This window comes from Caulobacter sp. SRI_014 (genome assembly GCF_057586315.1).
Window position 1 is genome coordinate 92,959 of record NZ_JBYCZQ010000002.1, and the last position, 17,701, is coordinate 110,659.

A 17,701-nucleotide genomic window follows, 5' to 3' on the forward strand; every position below is an offset into this window, starting at 1 on the left:
TGAATGGGGGCGCTGGCGGCGGGGTTCAAGCTCTCCCCCCGCGAAGTGGGGGGAGGACAGATTTCGAGCCTTGGCGAGAAATCAGGAGGCGGGCCCCACCGGCGGTCGGGAGGTTCCTCCTGATACAGGGGTTCCCCCCTCCTGCTTTGTCGTTTCACTCCAAAGCGGTCCTCCCCCCGCTTCACGGGGGGAGAGCTTGGAACGCCAGCGCCCTTGCTGCCTACTTCGCCGCGTCCTCGGCCAGCTCCCGCAGCGCCGCGTTGGCGATGGTCAGCTTGGCGAAGGTCCAGCCGCCGCCGGCGTGTTCGATCTCCTCGACCGTGCGGCGCACCGCGCGTCCCGGTCCCTGGTGCATGGCGGCCCAGGACTTGACCGTCTGGGCGGCCTGTTCGCTGGTCTCGCCCGCCTGGGGGTTGGCGGCGAAGGCCATGACCGCGCGGGTCACCGCCGTCTGCTCGGCCAGCATGTCCTCGATCAGCCGGCGCACGGCCATCCGCTCATAGTGGTCGCCGCCGCGCTTCTCGCCGGCCGCGGCGCGCAGCTTGTCGAAGAAGAAGGCCGCGCCGACCTGGTGGTAGACGCGGGCGGCGTTGACGGCCGGCCAGCTGCTGGCCGCGGCCAGGTCGATCAGGTCGGCGGCCGTGGTCAGGGGCTGCAGGGCGGCCACGGCGGTGGCCAGGGCCTCCGGGGCTCCGTCCACGGCAAAGCTCTTGGCCCGCTTGGCGACCGCCTTCTGCTCGAAGGGCGAGAGGATGGCGGGGGTCAGGGCCGCCAACTCGGCCATGGCCGGGCGGTAGCGGTCGACCAGGGCCTGGACGCTGTCGCCGGCCTTGGCGCGGCGGGCCATCCAGAAGGTCTGGCTGCGCAGCACATGGCTGAGCGCCCGGAACAGGGACATCTGGCCCTGGGCGGACGCCTTGCCGTCGAGGGCCTCGACGTCTTCCCACAGGGTGTCGAAGCCGATGATCCGGCGGCCGGCCTCGAAGCCGACCATCAGGGCGGCGTCATCGGCGCTGGCCGACGCCTTCAGCCGGCTGGCGAAGGTCGGGCCGCAGCGGTTGACGATCTCGTTGCTCATCACCGTGGCGATGATCTCGCGGCGCAGGCGGTGGCGGTCCATCTCTTCGGCGTATTGCTGGACGCCACCCGGGAAGTAGCGCTGCAGGATGGCGCGGAAGGCCGGATCGTCGGGCCCCTTGGTGGCGATCATGTCGCTGAACAGGTCGAGCTTGCCATAGGCCAGCAGCACCGCCAGTTCCGGCCGGGTCAGGCCCTGGCCCGCTTTCGCCAGGTCCTGCAGGGCGAGCGGGTCGGGCAGGCCCTCGACGCGGCGGTCGAGTTTGCCGTCGGATTCCAGCTCGGCGATGAAGCGGGCGTGGTTGTCGATCTCGACGGCCGCGTCCTGCTGCACGAGCGACAGGGCCAGGGTCTGGTCGTAGTTGTGGGCCAGGACGTGGTGGGCCACGTCGTCGGTCATCGAGGCCAGCAGGGCGTCGCGGGCCGGACGGTCCAGCTTGCCCGAGCGTTCGACGATGCCGGTGAGGATCTTGATGTTGACCTCATGATCGGAGCTGTCGACCCCGGCGGAATTGTCGATGGCGTCGGTGTTGATGCGGCCACCACCCCGGGCGAACTCGATGCGACCGGCTTGCGTCAGGCCAAGGTTGGCGCCTTCGCCGACCACCTTGACCCGCAGGTCCGGAGCGTCGACGCGGATGGCGTCGCTGGCCTTGTCGCCGGCGTCGGCGTGGCTCTCGCGCCTGGCCTTCACATAGGTGCCGATGCCGCCAAGGTAGAGGAGCTCGGCGCGGGCCTTGAGGATGGCGGTCATCAGCTCGTTGGGGCTGACGGCGTCGGCCTTCAGGTCGAGGGCGGCCTTGACCTCCGGGCTGATCGGAATGGTCTTCAGGGAGCGGGCGAAGACGCCGCCGCCCTTGCTGATCTTGCCCTTGTCGTAGTCGTCCCAGGACGAGCGCGGCAGCTTGAACATGCGGTCGCGTTCTTCCCAGCTGACGGCCGGGTCCGGATCGGGGTCGAGGAAGATGTGGCGGTGGTCGAAGGCGGCCAGCAGGCGGATCTGCTTGCTCAGCAGCATGCCGTTGCCGAACACGTCGCCCGACATGTCGCCGACGCCGACGACGGTGAAGGGCTCCTTCTGGATGTCCTTGCCGGCCTCGCGGAAGTGGCGCTTGACCGCTTCCCAGGCGCCGCGGGCGGTGATGCCCATGACCTTGTGATCGTAGCCGACCGACCCGCCGGAGGCGAAGGCGTCACCCAGCCAGAAGCCGTAGGAGATGGCGATGCCGTTGGCGATGTCGCTGAAGGTGGCGGTTCCCTTGTCGGCGGCGACGACGAGGTAGGGATCGTCGCCCTCATGGGCGATGACGCCGGCCGGGCGGACGACCTCGTTGTCGGCGTCGATGTTGTCGGTGATGTCGAGCAGGCCCGAGAGGAAGACGGTGTAGGCGGCGATGCCGCCGGCCCGGATCTGGTCCGGCGTGCCGCCGCGCGGCAGTTGCTTGGGGAAGAAGCCGCCCTTGGAGCCGACGGGGACGATGACGGCGTTCTTGACCTGCTGGGCTTTGACGAGGCCCAGGACCTCGGTGCGGAAGTCGTCGCGGCGGTCGGACCAGCGCAGGCCGCCGCGGGCGACGGGGCCGAAGCGCAGGTGGACGCCCTCGACCATCGGGCTCCAGACGAAGATCTCGCGGTAGGGCTTGGGGGCCGGCAGGTCGTCCAGCTCGCGGCTGGCGACCTTGAAGCTGATGTAGGGCTTGGGCGCGCCGTGTTCGTCCTGCAGGTAGAAGTTGGTGCGCTTCAGCGCCATGACCAGCAAGGCCAGGCGGCGCAGCACGCGGTCGGCGTCGAGGCTGGCGACGGCCTGCAGGGCGGCGACCACCTCGTCCATGACCTTGCCGGCCTGGACCTCGCGGGCGGCGACGTCGGCCTTGACCGCCGGGTCGAACTTGACCCGGAACATGTCGAGGATCAGCCGGGCGATGCCGGGGTTGTCGCTGAGGGCCTGTTCCTGCACCGACTGGCTGGGGTCGAGACCCGACTGCTGGCGATATTTGGCCAGGGCCCGGACCAGGGCGGCCTCGCGCCAGGAGACACCCAGTTCCAGCACCAGGCGGTTGAAGCCGTCGCTCTCGGTCTGGCCCTTCCAGACGGCGGTGAACATCTCCTCGAAGGCGTCGCGGACGTCGGCGAAGACCAGGTGTTCGCCGGCCCGGTCCTCGACCAGGAACTCGTGGACCCAGACGGTTTCGACGCCGTTCGCACCCTGCGGCGACAGTTCGAAGGCGTCCTCGATGAGGGCGCGCAGGCCCATGTGCTCGAGGATCGGCGTGACGTCGGCCAGCGGCACGTGGCCGCCGCGATGGTAGAGCTTGAAGCGGAAGCGCAGGGCGCTGTCGCCGACCTGTCGGAAGGCGCGGACCCGGAAGTCGTGATCGCCCATGGCGTCGACCTCGTGCAGGTCGGCCAGGGCTTCCTCGGCGCCGTAGAAGTCGCGGTAGCCGCCGCTGAAGGCATGGGCCCAGCGGGCCAGGGCCGGAGTGGTCGGCAGGCCGGAGGCGCGGATGGCGGCGTCGAAACGGTCGCCCCAGGTGCGGGCCGTCTCGGCGATCTCGGCTTCCAGCTCGGCCAGGTCCGGCTCGGCGTGGCCGCCCGGGGTGACGCCGATGATGTAGTGGACGCGGGCCAGGGGCGCGTCCGAGAAGCTGGGGTAATAGGCCGAGACGCGGCCGTTGTAGGCCTGGGCGATCAGCTTGCCGGCCCGCTCGCGCACGCCGGAGTCGTAGCGGTCGCGCGGCACGTAGAGCAGGACCGAAATGAAGCGGTCGAAGGGGTCCTTGCGGACGAACAGCTTCAGGCGCGGGCGGTCGATCAGGTGCAGGATGCCCATCGCCTGTTCGAGGAGTTCGCTTTCCGGCAGTTGGAACAGCTCGTCGCGTGGGTAGGTCTCGATGATGTGGCGCAGGCGTTTGTCGTTGTGGCTGCCGGGTACGACGCTGGCGTGGTTCAGGGCCAGGCGGATCTTGCGGCGGACCAGCGGCACCTCGATGGCCGGGGTCTCGTAGGCGTCGGCGGTAAACAGGCCGACGAAGCGGACCTCGCCGCTGGGCAGGCCGTCGGCGCCGTAACGCTTGATCCCGACGTAGTCCATGTAGGCGCGGCGGTGAACGTTGGAGCGCAGGTTGGACTTGGCCACGGTCAGGGCCGGGCCGGTCTCCAGGTGGCGGCGCACCTGTTGCGAGAGGATGGCCGGCTCGGACGCGCGGCGCAGGACGGCGCGGGTCTGGTCGCGCAGCACGCCGAGGCTGCCTTCCGGCTGGTAGAGGGGTTCTTCGGCCGCGTAGCCGCCATCGGGGGTGCGCGGGTATTCGTAGGTGCGGGCGCCGAGGAAGACGAAGCGCTCGTTCTCCAGCCACTTGAGGAAGGCCAGCTGCTCGGCGTGCTCGTCGGCGTCGGCGGCCCCCAATATCTTGCCTTGGGGGGTCGTGCCTTCCAGCTCCTCGATCGAGCGGCGGATGGCCTGCTTCATCGCCTGGAAGTCGGCGACGGCCACCTTCACGTCGGCCAGGGTGGCGGTGACGGCTTCGATCAGGGCCGCCTCGCGGTCCTCGCCGACCGGATCCATCTGCACCTGGATCAGGGAGCGGGCCCTGACGCCTCCCTTGGGGCCGCCGATCTGGGCGATGGGGTGGAACATGGCCCGCACCGGCAGGCCGGCCTCGGCGACCACGCCCATGATGCTGTCGACCAGGAAGGGCCGGTCGTCCTGGACGATTTCGAGGAGGTCGCGGCCAAGGTCGGTCCCGTCCGGGTCGGTCCAGCGGCGCAGGCGCACGGCCGGATCCTGGCCGTCGGAGGCCTCGGCGAAGCGCCAGAAGTCGGCGAACATGGCGCCCAGGCCATCCTCGGAGACAGGCGGCAGTTCCTCGGCCTGGAGATCCCCGGTCAGCTGGGCCAGGAAGCGGGCCTCGGGTTCAAGCAACGCCTTGGTCTTGAGGTGCTTTGCGAAGGCCTGCGCCAGCGGACTGTTGTCAACCTTGGCGGTCAGGTCGGTTTTCGCGCTGCTCATCCCGTTTTCCCCGAGAATTTTATCGTTTGAGGGTGAATTGGCGGTCGCTTTAGCCTGTTCGGCGGCGATTTGCGCTCAAAATCGACCCTGGATCGCTGGAAATGTCGAACAGGAGTTTAGACCGTTCCCGCCACGGCGCGAACCGGAATCCAGATACGAAGGCGCCGCCGGAGGGGGGTCCGGCGGCGCTGGTCTCGCGGGGGGAGGCGAGACTATTCGAGGGCCCTTCGGGGGGAGGGAGGGCGCCTCTCTGGTCCGGGGTTACAGGGGGGAGGGAAGCCCCGGACAGGATCAGAGATAGGCGCTCGCTGAACATGTTCAAGGGGCCGGTGTTTTTTGTCTCGATGAAACTTTTTTCACCTTGGGTTCGTGCTGGAAGGCGCTGCCGGGCGGGTTTTCCAGCGGGTTGTGGCGGCCGTGGGCGCCGGCCGGGTTGCCGTTGGCCGAGAGCATCACGGCGATCCAGTGGCTGCCCTTGAACTGGGCCAGGATGATCATCGCCATGACCGTCAGGGGCGTGGAGAGGAACATGCCGGGCATGCCCCAGATCAGCCCCCAGAAGGCCAGCGACAGCAGCACCACCACCGGATCGATGTTCAGGCTGTCGCCCTGCATCTTGGGCTGGATGACGTTGCCGACGATGAACTGCACGCTCTGCAGGACCACGGCGATGATCACCGCCGGCCAGATGGTCGGGAACTGCATCAGGGCGAACAGCGGCGGCAGGGCGACCCCGATCACCCCGCCGATGATCGGGATGTAGGAGGCCAGGAAGATCAGGAAGGCCCAGAACAGCGCGTTGTCGAGGCCCACCACCTGCATGCAGATGAAGGAGCCGGCGGCGATCATCAGGCCGGTGACGGTCTGGACCCAGAGGTACTGTTCGACGCCGTTGCGGATGCGCTGGAAGATGATCACCGCCTCCTCGCGCTCGGCGTTGTGCGGGAACATGGCGACGATCTTCCGCCGGAAACCGCGCCGGGAGGCGATGATGAAGGCCAGGTAGATCAGCACGAAGAAGGTGTCCGCCAGGATGCTCTGGGTCTGCTTGGCGATGTCGTCGGCATATTGGCCGGGGTTGGCCCGGCGGATCAGCTCACCGAGGCTGGGGACATTCTGGATGCCCAGGGTGTGGGCCGTGCTGGCCAGCAGGCCCTCGAGCCGGGGGCCGTAGCCCTTCAGCTGGTCGGCGAATCCCATGCCCTGCACGGCGATCAGCCAGACAACGCCGATGAGGATCAGGATGGTCAGGCCAACCGCGGTCGGCAGGGCCGCGGCCTTGGGGAACTTCGGCAGCCGCTGCTCCAGCACCCGAGAGAAGCCGTCGATGGTCACCGCCAGAAAGACGGCCAGAGCCAGCTGGGTCAGCACCCCGCGCAGCAGCCAGAGGGCTGCGCCCGAGGCGATGACGGCCAGGATGACGACCGCGTTGCGGGAGACGCCGTCGAAGAAGGGCTTGGGGGCGTCGGCCATGACTTAATCCTGTTGGAGCAGGGGGAATGTCCGGGCGCGCCGTTGGTTCGTCAATGGCGGTGACGCGGTCGCCGGGCCGCGCTAAGCCTTGGCGTCCAACAAGTGGAGCTTCCCATGGTCGATGTCCCCGAAGGCACGCTGTTCGTCGGCATGGCGCCAGAGGAGCAGGGGGGGCCTCAGCTGCTGCGCCTGGACCGGGCCAACCGCCACGGGCTGGTGGCCGGGGCGACGGGGACGGGCAAGACGGTGACGCTGCAGATCCTCGCCCAGGGGTTCTCCGACAACGGCGTGCCCGTCTTCGCCGCCGATGTGAAAGGCGACCTTTCGGGCATCTGCATGCCGGGCAGTCCCAACGAGAAGATGCTGGCCCGGGCCGCCGGCATGAACCTGGAGCTGCGCCCCGACGCCCCGCCGACGGTGTTCTGGGACCTGTACGGCGAAAAGGGTCACCCGGTCCGCACCACCATCTCGGAGATGGGGCCGGTGTTGCTGGCCCGGCTGATGGAACTCAACGAGGTCCAGGAAGGCGTGCTCAACATCGTCTTCAAGATGGCCGACGATGAGGGGCTGCTGCTGCTCGACCTCAAGGACCTGCAGGCGGCCCTGAAATACTGCGCCGAGAACGAGACCGAGATTGACGTCAAGTACGGCAACGTCTCGGCGGCGACCATCGGCACCATCCAGCGCGGCCTGCTGCAGCTGGAAACGGCGGGGGCCGAGAACCTGTTCGGCGAGCCGGCCCTGTCGCTGACCGACCTGATGCGCACCGACGGCTCGGGCCGGGGCATTGTCTCGATCCTGGCGGCCGACAAGCTGATCCAGAGCCCGCGCCTCTACGCCACCTTCCTCCTCTGGCTGCTGTCGGAGCTGTTCGAGGAGCTGCCCGAGGTCGGCGATCCGGAGAAGCCGCGCCTGGTCTTCTTCTTCGACGAAGCCCACCTGCTGTTCCGCGACGCGCCGCGCGCCCTGCTGGAGAAGGTCGAGCAGGTGGTGCGCCTGATCCGCTCCAAGGGCGTCGGCATCTATTTCGTCACCCAGAACCCGGCCGACATTCCCGAGACCGTGCTGGCCCAGCTGGGCAACCGCATCCAGCACGCGCTTCGCGCCTACACCCCGGCCGAGCAGAAGGGCCTGCGGGCCGCCGCCGCCAGCTTCCGCCCCAACCCGGCCTTCGACACCGCCGAGGCCATCCAGGGCCTGGGGGTCGGCGAGGCCCTGGTCAGCGTGCTCGACGAGAAGGGCGCGCCGACCATCACCGGCAAGACCCTGATCCGCCCCCCGGCCTCGCGTCTGGGGCCCGCGACGCCGGAAGAGCGGACGGCGGTGCAGGGCCGCAGCCCGGTGAAGGGTCTCTACGACACCGCCCAGGACCGCGAGTCGGCCTTCGAGCGCATCAACCAGAAGACCGCTGAGAACAGCCGCAAGGCCGAGCTGGACGCCGCCGAAGCCGACGTCGCCAAGCAGCGTGAGGCCCAGGACAGGGAGTGGGCCAGGGAACAGGCCCGTCGCGAGCGGGAGATGTCCCGGCCCGCGCCCAGGGGCCGCGCGCCCGCCCGGTCCTCCAGCCGCATGGGCATGGGCGAGACGGTGCTGAAATCGGTCGTCCGCACGGTGGTGCCGCAGCTGACACGCGCCCTGCTGCGCGGGGTGCTGGGAAGCCTCAAGCGCTAGTCCGGGTGCCAGTCGGCCGCCTGCGGGCGGACGTAGGGCGCAAACAGCCTGGTCATCGGCTCGTAGAAGGCGCGGGCCGTTTCGACCCGGGTCTTCAGCTCGGCGGCGACGTCCGGGTGCAGGGAGGCGACGCTGTAGTTCTCGCCGGGGTCACGGCGGACGTCGAACAGCAGGGGGTAGTTGAAGCGGCCCAGCGGGATGTCGAAGGTGCGGAAGTAGGAGCGCACGACGTATTTCCAGTCCTGGGTGCGGACGGCGGCGACCTTGGCGTTGTCGAACAGGACGATGGCCTCGTGCGGCGAGGCGGCGCCGTCGAAGATCACCGGGCCCAGATCCTTGCCGTCGAGTTCGAGATCCGGCGGCACAGCGGCGCCGGCCATGGCGGCAAAGGTCGGCAGGAAATCGAGGTTGCTGGCGATGGCGCTGCGTTCCTGACCGGCGGGGATCATGCCCGGCCGGCGCAGGATGCAGGGCACGCGATAGCCGCCGTCCCAGCCGGCCCCGCCCTTGCGGTCGCGGTAGGGGCCGGACGAGCCCTCGAACCAGGGCCCGTTGTCGGAGGTGAAGACGACCAGGGTGTCCTCGTCGAGACCGAGCGCTTTCAGGCGCTCCAGCAGGGTCCCGACGTTGCGGTCGATCTCTTCGACGACATCCCCGTAGGCGCCGGCGGGCGAGTCCCAGGCCGCGTCGTCATTGCGGACCAGCGGCACATGGGGCGCGGTCAGGGCCAGCAGGACGAAAAAGGGCCGCTCCCTGTTGTCCTCGGCGAACCGCAGGGCGTCGTGGAAGAAGGTCTCGGTCAGTTTGGCGAAGTCGGCGGGCCGTTCGGTGAGAGGTCCCTCGCCGACCTTCTCGTAATGGGCCAGCGGCTGCATGTCGTGGCTGTAGGGCAGGCCCTTGAAGGTATCGAACCCGTGCACGGTCGGCGGCCAGTGGTCGCCGGTGTGGCCCAGATGCCATTTTCCGATCAGGGCGGTGGCGTGGGTGGCGCGCAGCAGCTTGGGGATGGTCAGTTCGCTGGTCGGCAGGCCGCGCGTCTCGGACGCCTGGATCACCTGTTCGGCCAAGCCCGAGCGGATGGCGTAGCGGCCGGTCAGCAGGCCGGCGCGGCTGGGCGTGCAGACATTGGCCGAGGCATAGAAATCGGTCAGCCGCGTCCCCTCGGCCGCCATGCGGTCGAGGTTGGGGGTGCGGATGATGGTCCCCCCGTCGCAGCCGAGATCGCCGTAGCCGAGGTCGTCGGCGAGGATGACGATGATGTTGGGCGGTCCCGCCGCCCTGCCTGTATCAGTCACCGATGCGGGTCTCCGATGAAGGTGCGGGGCGACTATGCCCGCAACGCCGGGAGACACACGGCTTTTTCTGCGGCGGTCAGTGCGCCTCGGCGCAGAGCGAATGGTCGCTGAGCACCTCGATGACCCGGCAACCTCGCGCCGTCCCGGCGGCGCAGCCGACCATCCGGGCCAGTTCGTCCCGCAGCCGGTTGAGCCGGGCGATCTTGTCGTCGATCAGGGTGAGATGCCCAAGGGCGATGCGGTCGGCCTCGTCGCAAGGGGTGTCCGGCCGGTCGGACAGGCCCAGCAGGGCCTGGATGTCCTTGATGTCGAAGCCCAGCTGGCGGGCATGACGGATGAACTTCAGCCGATTGACGGCCGCCTCGCCATAGACCCGGCGATCGCTTTCGGTGCGGTCGGGCGTCGGCATCAGGCCGATCTGCTCGTAGAAGCGGATGGTCGGAACCTTGACCTCGGCGGCCCTGGACAGCCGGCCGATGGTGAACGCGGTCATGATATTCTCCTGCCGAAGACTCGCAACATGAGGCCTTGATCCTCTAGTGGCTAGAGGATGCAGGGTGACCTCATGAGCACCGTCCGCCCCTCCGAAAAGCCCGTCGTCGTCAAATCCGTCGCCCGCAAGGCCGCCTACCACGGGGCCATGGCCCGGGCCCGTGAGGCCTGGCGCCTCGGCGACCTCGACCGCTGCTTCGCGCTGTTGGAGACGGCCCATATTCTCGGCCAGCCCTGGGTGGTTCCCCATACCGCCTCACACTGGATGATGCTGAAGGTCGGCCTGCGCCGGCGCGATGGCCGCGAGATCCGGGGCCAGCTGCTGCGCCTCGCCGCCGGCGGGCTGCTGTCGCTGGTCGGGCGGCTGCCGGAGGGCAACACCGGCGGGGCCGACGTGTCGCCGATACAGCCCATGCCGCTGCCCGCCGATCTGGTCGCCCTTTGCCGGACGGGATGACGCCATGCTATGGCCGGAAACGATGCTGAAGACCGCCATCGCCCTGCTCGGACGGATCGGACTGCTGGGCGCCATCCTGATGGCGCTGGCGGCGGGCGCCGTCGCGACCCCGGCCATGGCCTTCGAGGCCGACGGCGGCATGGTCGTCTCGGTCGGCGCCGACCTGCCGGGGCCCTGGGATGGCGGCGACTGCGCCGACTGCGGCCCGACCTGCGTCGACGGCTGCCACGGGCCGCTGGTCGCCGTGCCGACGGCGCCGGCCGTCCTGCCGGCGCCCTTCGCCTTCACCATCGCGCCGGGCTGGTCCCAGCGCGAACTGGCGCCCCTGGCCGCGCCGGCGAGCCCCGAACGACCGCCCAGGTCGTAGCGCCCCTCCCCTGAACTGATCGACCGGCCGCGCGGGCTTCCGCGCGCCCTTGAATGATTCCGTCCGGCCTGCCGCGCGCGGCCCGCGAGACCTGAACATGACCTTGCAGAGACACTGGCTCCTGACCGGAGCCGCCGTCGTCGTCGCCCTGGGGCTCGGCTTTACAGCCGCCCGCCTGATGCCCAACCAGCCGAAGACCGAGGCCCACGCCGAGGAAGGCCACGAGGAAGAAGAGGCCGGGGAAGACTTCGTCGCCCTGGCGCCGGCCAAGGCGGCCGGGGCCGGCGTCACCGTGGTCGCCCTCGAGCGCGGCGGCGGGTCCGAGCTGATGCTGCCCGGGCGGGTCGAGTACGCCCCCGGGGCCGAGGCCGTCGTCGATGCGCCGCTGCCGGGCACGGTGCTGCAGGTCCATGTCGGGGCCGGCAGCGCGGTGCGGGCGGGGGCGGCCCTGGTCACCCTGCGAAGCCCGGAGGGAGCCGGAGCCCGGGCCGAGGTCGACGCCGCCGACGCCGCCAACCAGTCGGCCAACGCGGCGCTGAAGCGCGACCGGTCGCTGTTCGAGCAGGGCTATGTCGCCCGCTCGCGGCTGGACATCACCGAGGCAGAGGCCCGCCGCACCGAGGCCCAGCTGCGCGCCGCCCGGGCCCGGCTGGCCGCCTGGGGCTCGCCGGGGTCGGACGGCCGCGTCGTGGTGCGCAGCCCCGTCGCCGGGGTGGTGACCCGGCTGACCACCTCGCCCGGGCAGGTTCTGCACGAGGAGGACCAGGAGGTGGCGGCCATCGCCGACGCCGGCCGCATCGAGCTGTTGTTCGAGGGACCGCCGGCGGCGGCGAGCGTGCTGCGCATCGGCGCGGCCATCACCGGCAAGACGGCCGATGGCCAGGACGTCTCCGGCGTCGTCACCGCCATCGCCCCGGTCAACGAGCGCGGCGTCGTCACCGTGCGGGCCCGGTCGACGGGCTTCACGCCCCCGGCCGGGGCGGTGATCTCGGCGCGGCTCATCGCGGGAGACGGCGGCGGCGGCGCCCTGACCGTGCCCAGCGAGGCGGTGCAGACCGTCGAAGGCCGCCCATCGGTGTTCGTCGTCGAGGCCGGGGGCTTCCGGGCCCGCGCCGTGGTCACCGGCCGCACGGCAGGGGGGCGGACCGAGATCCTCAGCGGCCTGACCGGAACCGAACGCATCGCCGGCCCCGGCGCCTTCCTGCTCAAGGCCGAACTGGCCAAGGGCGAAGCCGAGCATGGGCACTAGAACCATGCTGAACAGGATCATCGACGCCTCCGTCCGCCATCGCTGGCTGATCGTGTTGCTCAGCCTCGTCCTCGCCCTGCTGGGCGGGCGCGAGCTGATGCGGCTGCCCATCGATGCGGTGCCCGACATCACCAACCGCCAGGTGCAGATCACCACTGTCGCCCCGGCCCTGGGCCCCGAGGAGGTCGAGCGGCAGGTCACCTTCCCGCTGGAGACCGCGCTGGCCGGCCTGCCCGGCCTGACCGAGACACGCTCGCTCTCAAGGCACGGCTTTTCACAGATCACCGCTGTCTTCACCGACGCCACCGACATCTATTTCGCCCGCAGCCTGGTCAATGAGCGGATGCAGGCGGCCCGCGAGGACCTGCCGGACGGGCTGGCGCCAACCATGGGACCGGTGGTCACCGGGCTCGGCGAGGTCTTCATCTGGACGCTGGAATTCAAGGGCCCGGCCGCCCGGCCCGGCGCCCCCTATGTCACGCCCGAGGGCGAGCGGCTGGTCAGCGACCTGGAGAAGGCCACCTACCTGCGCACCGTCCAGGACTGGATCGTCGCACCGCAGCTGAAGACAGTGAAGGGCGTCGCCGGCATCGACGTGCAGGGCGGCTACGTCAAGGAATACGCGGTCCATCCGGATCCGGCGCGGTTGGCCGCCTACGGGGTCGGTCTGGTGCAGCTGGTCGAGGCGCTGGAGCACGCCAACCGAATCGCCGGGGCCGGCTACGTCAACCGGGCCGGCGAGGCCTACATCGTGCGGGCCGACGCCCGGGTGCGCACCCTGGAGGAGCTGGCGCAGACGCCGATCCTCAACCGCCAAGGCCAGGTCATCCGCGTCTCCGACGTGGCAAAGGTCGAGACCGGCCGCGCCCCGCGCCTCGGCTCGGCCAGCGCAGACGGCCGCGAGACGGTGGTCGGCACGGCCATGATGCTGCAGGGCGAGAACAGCCGCGAGGTGGCCAAACGGGTCGGCGAGCGGCTGAAGGACATCGGCCCCAGCCTGCCGCCCCAGGTGGTCATCCGCCCGGCCCTGGACCGCACCCGGCTGGTCGAGGCGACCATCCGGACGGTCGAGCACAACCTGACGCTCGGCGCGGCCCTGGTCATCGCCGTGTTGTTCTTCGCGCTCGGCAATGTGCGGGCGGCGATCATCACCGCCCTGGTCATCCCGCTATCCTTCCTGTTCGCCGCCTCGGCGATGAACCGCTTCGGGATCAGCGCCAACCTGCTCAGCCTTGGGGCGCTCGACTTCGGCCTCATCGTCGACGGCGCGGTGGTGGTCATCGAGAACACCCTGCGCCGGCTGGGCGAGGCGCGGACGGCGGCGGGACGTGTCCTGACCCCGGAGGAGCGGCTGTCGATCGCCGCCAGCTCGGCCCGTGAGATGGCGCCGCCGGCCGCCTTCGGCCAGGCCATCATCCTGCTGGTCTATGCGCCGCTGCTGATGTTCGAGGGCGTCGAGGGCAAGATGTTCGGGCCGATGGCGGCCACCGTCATGCTCGCCCTGCTGGGGGCCTTCATCCTCAGCTTCACCTTCGTGCCGGCGCTCACCGCCCTCTGGGTGCGGGAACCGAAGGGTGACCATGGCGAGACCCGGCTGACCCGCGCCGCCACGGCGCGCTACGCCCCGGTGTTGGCCTGGGCCATCGCCCGGCCGCGCGCCATCCTCGCCGCCGCCGGGGCCAGCCTGCTGGTCGGCCTCGTCGCCTTCCTGTTGCTGGGCCGCGAGTTCGTGCCGACGCTCGATGAAGGGGATGTGCTGGTCCAGGCCCTGCGCGTGCCCTCGACCTCGCTCGAGCAGAGCCAGGCCATGCAGTTCCGCGTCGAACGAACCCTCAAAGCCATGCCCGAGGTCGCGCTGGTCTTCACCCGCACCGGCACCGCCGAGGTGGCCTCGGACCCGATGCCGCCGTCGATCTCCGACACCTTCGTGATGCTCAAGCCCCGCAAGGACTGGCCGGACCCGAACCTGCCCAATGCGGAACTGGTCGAGCGGATGGAGACCGAGCTCGGCAAGCTGCTGGGCAACAGCTACGAGTTCACCCAGCCCATCCAGATGCGCTTTAACGAGCTGATCGCCGGGGTCCGCTCCGACGTCGCGGTCAAGGTCTATGGCGACGACTTCGCCGCCATGAGCCGGACGGCCGAACAGGTCGCCGCCACCCTGCGCAAGATTGACGGGGCGGCCGATGTGCGGGTCGAGCAGATCAGCGGCCAGCCGACCATCACCGCCACCGTCGACCGCACCATCGCCGCCGCGCAAGGCGTTCACGCCAGCGACGCGGCCGACGCCCTGGCCATCGGCCTGGCGGGCCGCGAGGCCGGCCATGTGCTGGAGGGCGACCGGCGGTTCGACGTGGTGGTGCGGCTGGCCGACGAACTGCGCAACGATCCGGCCGTGGTGGCCCAGCTGCCGGTGATGGCGGAGGACGCCCCGTCCGGCGCCCCGACGATCCCGCTGTCAGCCGTCGCGCGGTTCGACACCGCCGATGGCCCCAACCAGATCAGCCGCGAGAACGGCAAGCGCAGGATCGTCGTGCAGGCCAATGTGCGCGGCCGCGACCTGGGCGGCTTCGTCGACGAAGCCCGCGCCGCCGTCGGCCGGGAGGTCAAGCCGCCGGCCGGCGGCTGGCTGGACTGGGGCGGGCAGTTCGAGAACCTCGAACGGGCCAGCGCGAGGCTCGGGCTGATCGTGCCCATCGTCTTCGCCACCATCGGACTGCTGCTGTTCCTGGCCCTGCGATCGGTGCGGGACGCGGCCCTGGTCTTCGCCGGGGTGCCGCTGGCCCTGGTCGGCGGGGCGCTGGCCCTGCTGGTCAGGGGGATGCCGCTGTCGATCAGCGCGGCGGTCGGCTTCATCGCCGTCTCGGGGGTGGTGACGCTCAACGGCCTGGTGCTGATGCAGGCCATCCGGCGGCGCCTGACCGAGGGCATGGACCCGCCCCTGGCCGGCCTTGAAGGGGCGACGGCGCGGCTGCGGGCGGTGCTGACCACGACCCTGGTGGCGATCCTGGGCTTTGCGCCGATGGCCTTCGCCTTCGGGCCCGGCGCGGAGGTTCAGAAGCCGCTGGCGACCGTGGTAATCGGCGGCCTGCTGACGGCGACGGCCCTGACCCTGATCGTCCTGCCGACCCTGGCGGTGTGGCGGCGGCGAGCAGCCTAGGCCGCCCGCTTCCTGCGCAGGACCGGTTTGTCGTTGGCCGGCGGCGGGCTGAGGTTCGGCCCCTCGTTGGTCCAGGCGCCCAGGGTCTCGGCCGGGGCCGGGCGGCCGATGGCGTAGCCCTGCAGTTCGGCGCAGTCCTCGCCGCGCAGGAACTCGCGCTGTTCCTCGGTCTCGACCCCTTCGGCGACGACGGGGATGTTGAGGCTGCGGCCCAGGCCCAGCACCGCCTTGACGATGACGGTGGCCCGTTCGTCGCGGTGGATGTTTTCCACGAAGCTCTTGTCGACCTTGATCTTGTCGAACGGGAAGGACTGCAGGGTCGACAGGGACGAGAAGCCGGTGCCGAAGTCGTCCATGGCGATGCGCACGCCCAGGGCCTTGAGGCGGCGCAGGTTGTCCAGCGCCCGCTGGTAGTCCTTGAACAGGGCGCTCTCGGTGATCTCCAGCTCCAGCCGCGCGGGCGACAGGCCAGTGTTGATCAGCACCTCATGGACCAGGGCCGGCAGGGCGGGATTGTTGAGCTGCAGCGGCGAGAGGTTCACCGCGATGCGCAGCGGCTTGTCCCAGCTGGCGGCGTCGGCGCAGGCCTTGCGCAGCACCCATTCACCGAGCGGACCGATCAGGCCGCTTTCCTCGGCGACCGGGATGAAGTCGAGCGGCGGGACCATGCCGCGCACCGGATGCTTCCAGCGGACCAGGGCTTCGAAGCCGCAGACCTCGCCGTCGCTGGCGCGGGCCAGCGGCTGGTAGTGGACGATAAGCTCCTCGTCGATGATCGCCTGGCGCAGCTCGCGGGCGAGGTTGCGGCGCTCGCGGATGGTCTCGTCCATCTCGCGCTTGAAGAAACGATAGGCGCCGCGGCCGCTTTCCTTGGCGCGGTAGAGGGCCATGTCGGCGTTGGCCAGAAGCGCCTCGGCCGTGCGGCCGTCGTCGGGATAGAGGGAGACGCCGAGGCTGGCGCCCATGGCCTGTTCCTGGCCTTCCCACATCATCGAGACCTTTAGGTCGTCGAGCAGCGCGCCGGCCAGTTCGGCGGCGGCCGTCGGCTGGTCCTGGTCGGTGATCTGGACGACCACGAACTCGTCGCCGCCGAGGCGGGCGGCGAAGCCCGGGGCCGGGGCGCGGGCCAGCAGGCGGCGGGCCGTTTCGACCAGCACCGCGTCGCCGGCCAGGTGGCCGTGCAGGTCGTTGGCTTCCTTGAAGTGGTCCAGGTCGATGCAGATGACGGCCAGGGACTCGCCGGACGCCTCGACGCGGTCGAGGGCGGCGGCCAGCTTGAGCTGCAGCGCGTTGCGGTTGGGCAGTCCGGTGAGGCCGTCGTGTTCGGCCAGGTAGCGGATCTTCTCCTCGGCGCCGCGGCGTTCGCGCAGGTCGCGGATGGCCAGCACTTCCAGACCCGAGGTCTCGACGCGGGCGCCGTCGTCCATGTGGCGCGACAGGACCTCGACCGGGATCGCCTTGCCCTCGCCGATCGGCTGCAGGTGGCCCTCGCGGCGCAGTTCGGCCGATTGCAGGGGGTCGTCGAAGGTCAGCAGGCCGCCGATCAGGGGGCGGTCGATCAGCTCTTCCAGCGGGGCGCCGGCCAGGTCGCAGAAGGCGCTGTTGGCGTCGTTGATCTTGCCGTTCTGGATGACGACGATGCCTTCGTAGGCAGCGTTGGCCAGGGTGCGGATCCGTTCCAGGGCCGAGCGGTTGGCGCCGCTCTCGATGAGCAGGGCTCCCAGGCCGCCGAGGATGATAAGGGCGGTGATCGAGGCGACCGCGAAGGTCATCATGCCGATGCCCATCAGCGAGGCCGGCACCTCGACACTGCTGTCGGGGGTGATGGTGATGGCGCCCATGCCGGTGAAGTGCAGGGCGCAAACGCCGAGCGTGAGGGCCCCGCCGGCCGCCACCTGGCGCCAGAAGCCGCGTCCGCCGTCGATGATGATAAGGGCGGCCGTGGCCCCGACGATACCGAGCACCGCCGAGGCGGCGATATAGACCGGCTCCCAGCTGATGTGGCCCTGGGTGATGAAGGCCGTCATGCCCGAGTAGTGCATGGCCGCGATGCCGAGGCCGACGAGGATGCCGCCGGCGATCTTGCTCGACCGCTCGGAGTCGGCCAGCAGGGAGGCGAAGAAGCCGGCCGCCATGAAGGCGACGACGATCATCAGCGAACCGACCGTCCAGGTCGAGGAGAAGCCGGTCTCAAGGCCTGGCTTGTAGGCCAGCATGGCCAGGAAATGGGTGGCCCAGACGCCGGACCCGGCGACCAGGGCGGTCAGCAACAGCCAGGCGCCGCGCACCAGGCCCCGGGCCCCGCTCATGCGCGAGTACAGCCGCATCGCCGTCAGACTGGCCGACAGACAGACCAGGCCCGCCAGCAAGACAAGCCGATAGTCGTGCTCGGTGACGAGACACGTAATGACCTTGAACAACGCCCCACCCCTTCAAACGAGGATTATGAGG

10 protein-coding genes are annotated in these 17,701 nt (G+C 70.1%); 5 read left to right on the forward strand and 5 right to left on the reverse strand.

Going from position 1 to position 17,701, the window contains the following annotated elements; genetic code table 11:
• Window positions 1-220: 220 nt before the first annotated feature.
• Together AC2YG9_RS05890 and AC2YG9_RS05895 are read right to left on the reverse strand one after the other, a co-directional pair.
• On the reverse strand, window positions 221-5,086 hold the full coding sequence (locus tag AC2YG9_RS05890; RefSeq protein ID WP_487297016.1) for an NAD-glutamate dehydrogenase: 4,866 nt from the start codon (window positions 5,084-5,086) through the stop codon (window positions 221-223).
• Window positions 5,087-5,404: 318 nt separating this feature from the next.
• A complete protein-coding gene (locus AC2YG9_RS05895) occupies window positions 5,405-6,559 on the reverse strand; it encodes an AI-2E family transporter (RefSeq protein ID WP_487297017.1) in 1,155 nt (384 codons plus the stop codon).
• Window positions 6,560-6,673: 114 nt separating this feature from the next.
• On the opposite strand from AC2YG9_RS05895, the gene AC2YG9_RS05900 reads away from it, so the two are divergent.
• Window positions 6,674-8,230, forward strand: a complete 1,557-nt coding sequence (locus tag AC2YG9_RS05900) for a helicase HerA-like domain-containing protein (RefSeq protein ID WP_487297018.1) — start codon at window positions 6,674-6,676, stop codon at window positions 8,228-8,230.
• Here the strand turns inward: AC2YG9_RS05900 and AC2YG9_RS05905 are convergent.
• Window positions 8,227-9,525, reverse strand: a complete 1,299-nt coding sequence (locus AC2YG9_RS05905) for a sulfatase family protein (RefSeq protein WP_487297019.1) — start codon at window positions 9,523-9,525, stop codon at window positions 8,227-8,229. The two genes, AC2YG9_RS05900 and AC2YG9_RS05905, sit on opposite strands and share 4 nt — an antisense overlap.
• Before the next feature lie 76 nt (window positions 9,526-9,601).
• Entirely contained in the window at window positions 9,602-10,018 is a 417-nt protein-coding gene (locus AC2YG9_RS05910) for a MerR family transcriptional regulator (RefSeq protein ID WP_487297020.1), read from the reverse strand.
• A gap of 72 nt (window positions 10,019-10,090) precedes the next feature.
• Between AC2YG9_RS05910 and AC2YG9_RS05915 the strand changes: the two genes are divergently transcribed.
• The 4 genes from AC2YG9_RS05915 (at window position 10,091) to AC2YG9_RS05930 (ending at window position 15,250) form a co-directional block, all read left to right on the forward strand.
• Window positions 10,091-10,474 carry a DUF3703 domain-containing protein gene (locus AC2YG9_RS05915; protein ID WP_487297021.1) on the forward strand — a complete coding sequence of 128 codons (384 nt, stop codon included), beginning with the start codon at window positions 10,091-10,093 and terminating at the stop codon, window positions 10,472-10,474.
• Between the two features lie 4 nt (window positions 10,475-10,478).
• Complete coding sequence (locus tag AC2YG9_RS05920; RefSeq protein ID WP_487297022.1) at window positions 10,479-10,841, forward strand: hypothetical protein; 363 nt, start codon at window positions 10,479-10,481, stop codon at window positions 10,839-10,841.
• 97 nt (window positions 10,842-10,938) lie between these two features.
• The gene (locus tag AC2YG9_RS05925) at window positions 10,939-12,090 is read left to right on the forward strand and encodes an efflux RND transporter periplasmic adaptor subunit (protein WP_487297023.1); all 1,152 of its coding nucleotides are present in this window, start codon (window positions 10,939-10,941) and stop codon (window positions 12,088-12,090) included.
• A 4-nt stretch (window positions 12,091-12,094) separates the two neighbouring features.
• Window positions 12,095-15,250, forward strand: coding sequence for an efflux RND transporter permease subunit (locus AC2YG9_RS05930; RefSeq protein WP_487297539.1), 3,156 nt, complete (start codon window positions 12,095-12,097; stop codon window positions 15,248-15,250).
• Here AC2YG9_RS05930 and AC2YG9_RS05935 read toward each other — a convergent pair.
• Entirely contained in the window at window positions 15,247-17,670 is a 2,424-nt protein-coding gene (locus AC2YG9_RS05935; protein WP_487297024.1) for a bifunctional diguanylate cyclase/phosphodiesterase, read from the reverse strand. The two genes, AC2YG9_RS05930 and AC2YG9_RS05935, sit on opposite strands and share 4 nt — an antisense overlap.
• Between the last annotated feature and the right edge of the window lie 31 nt (window positions 17,671-17,701).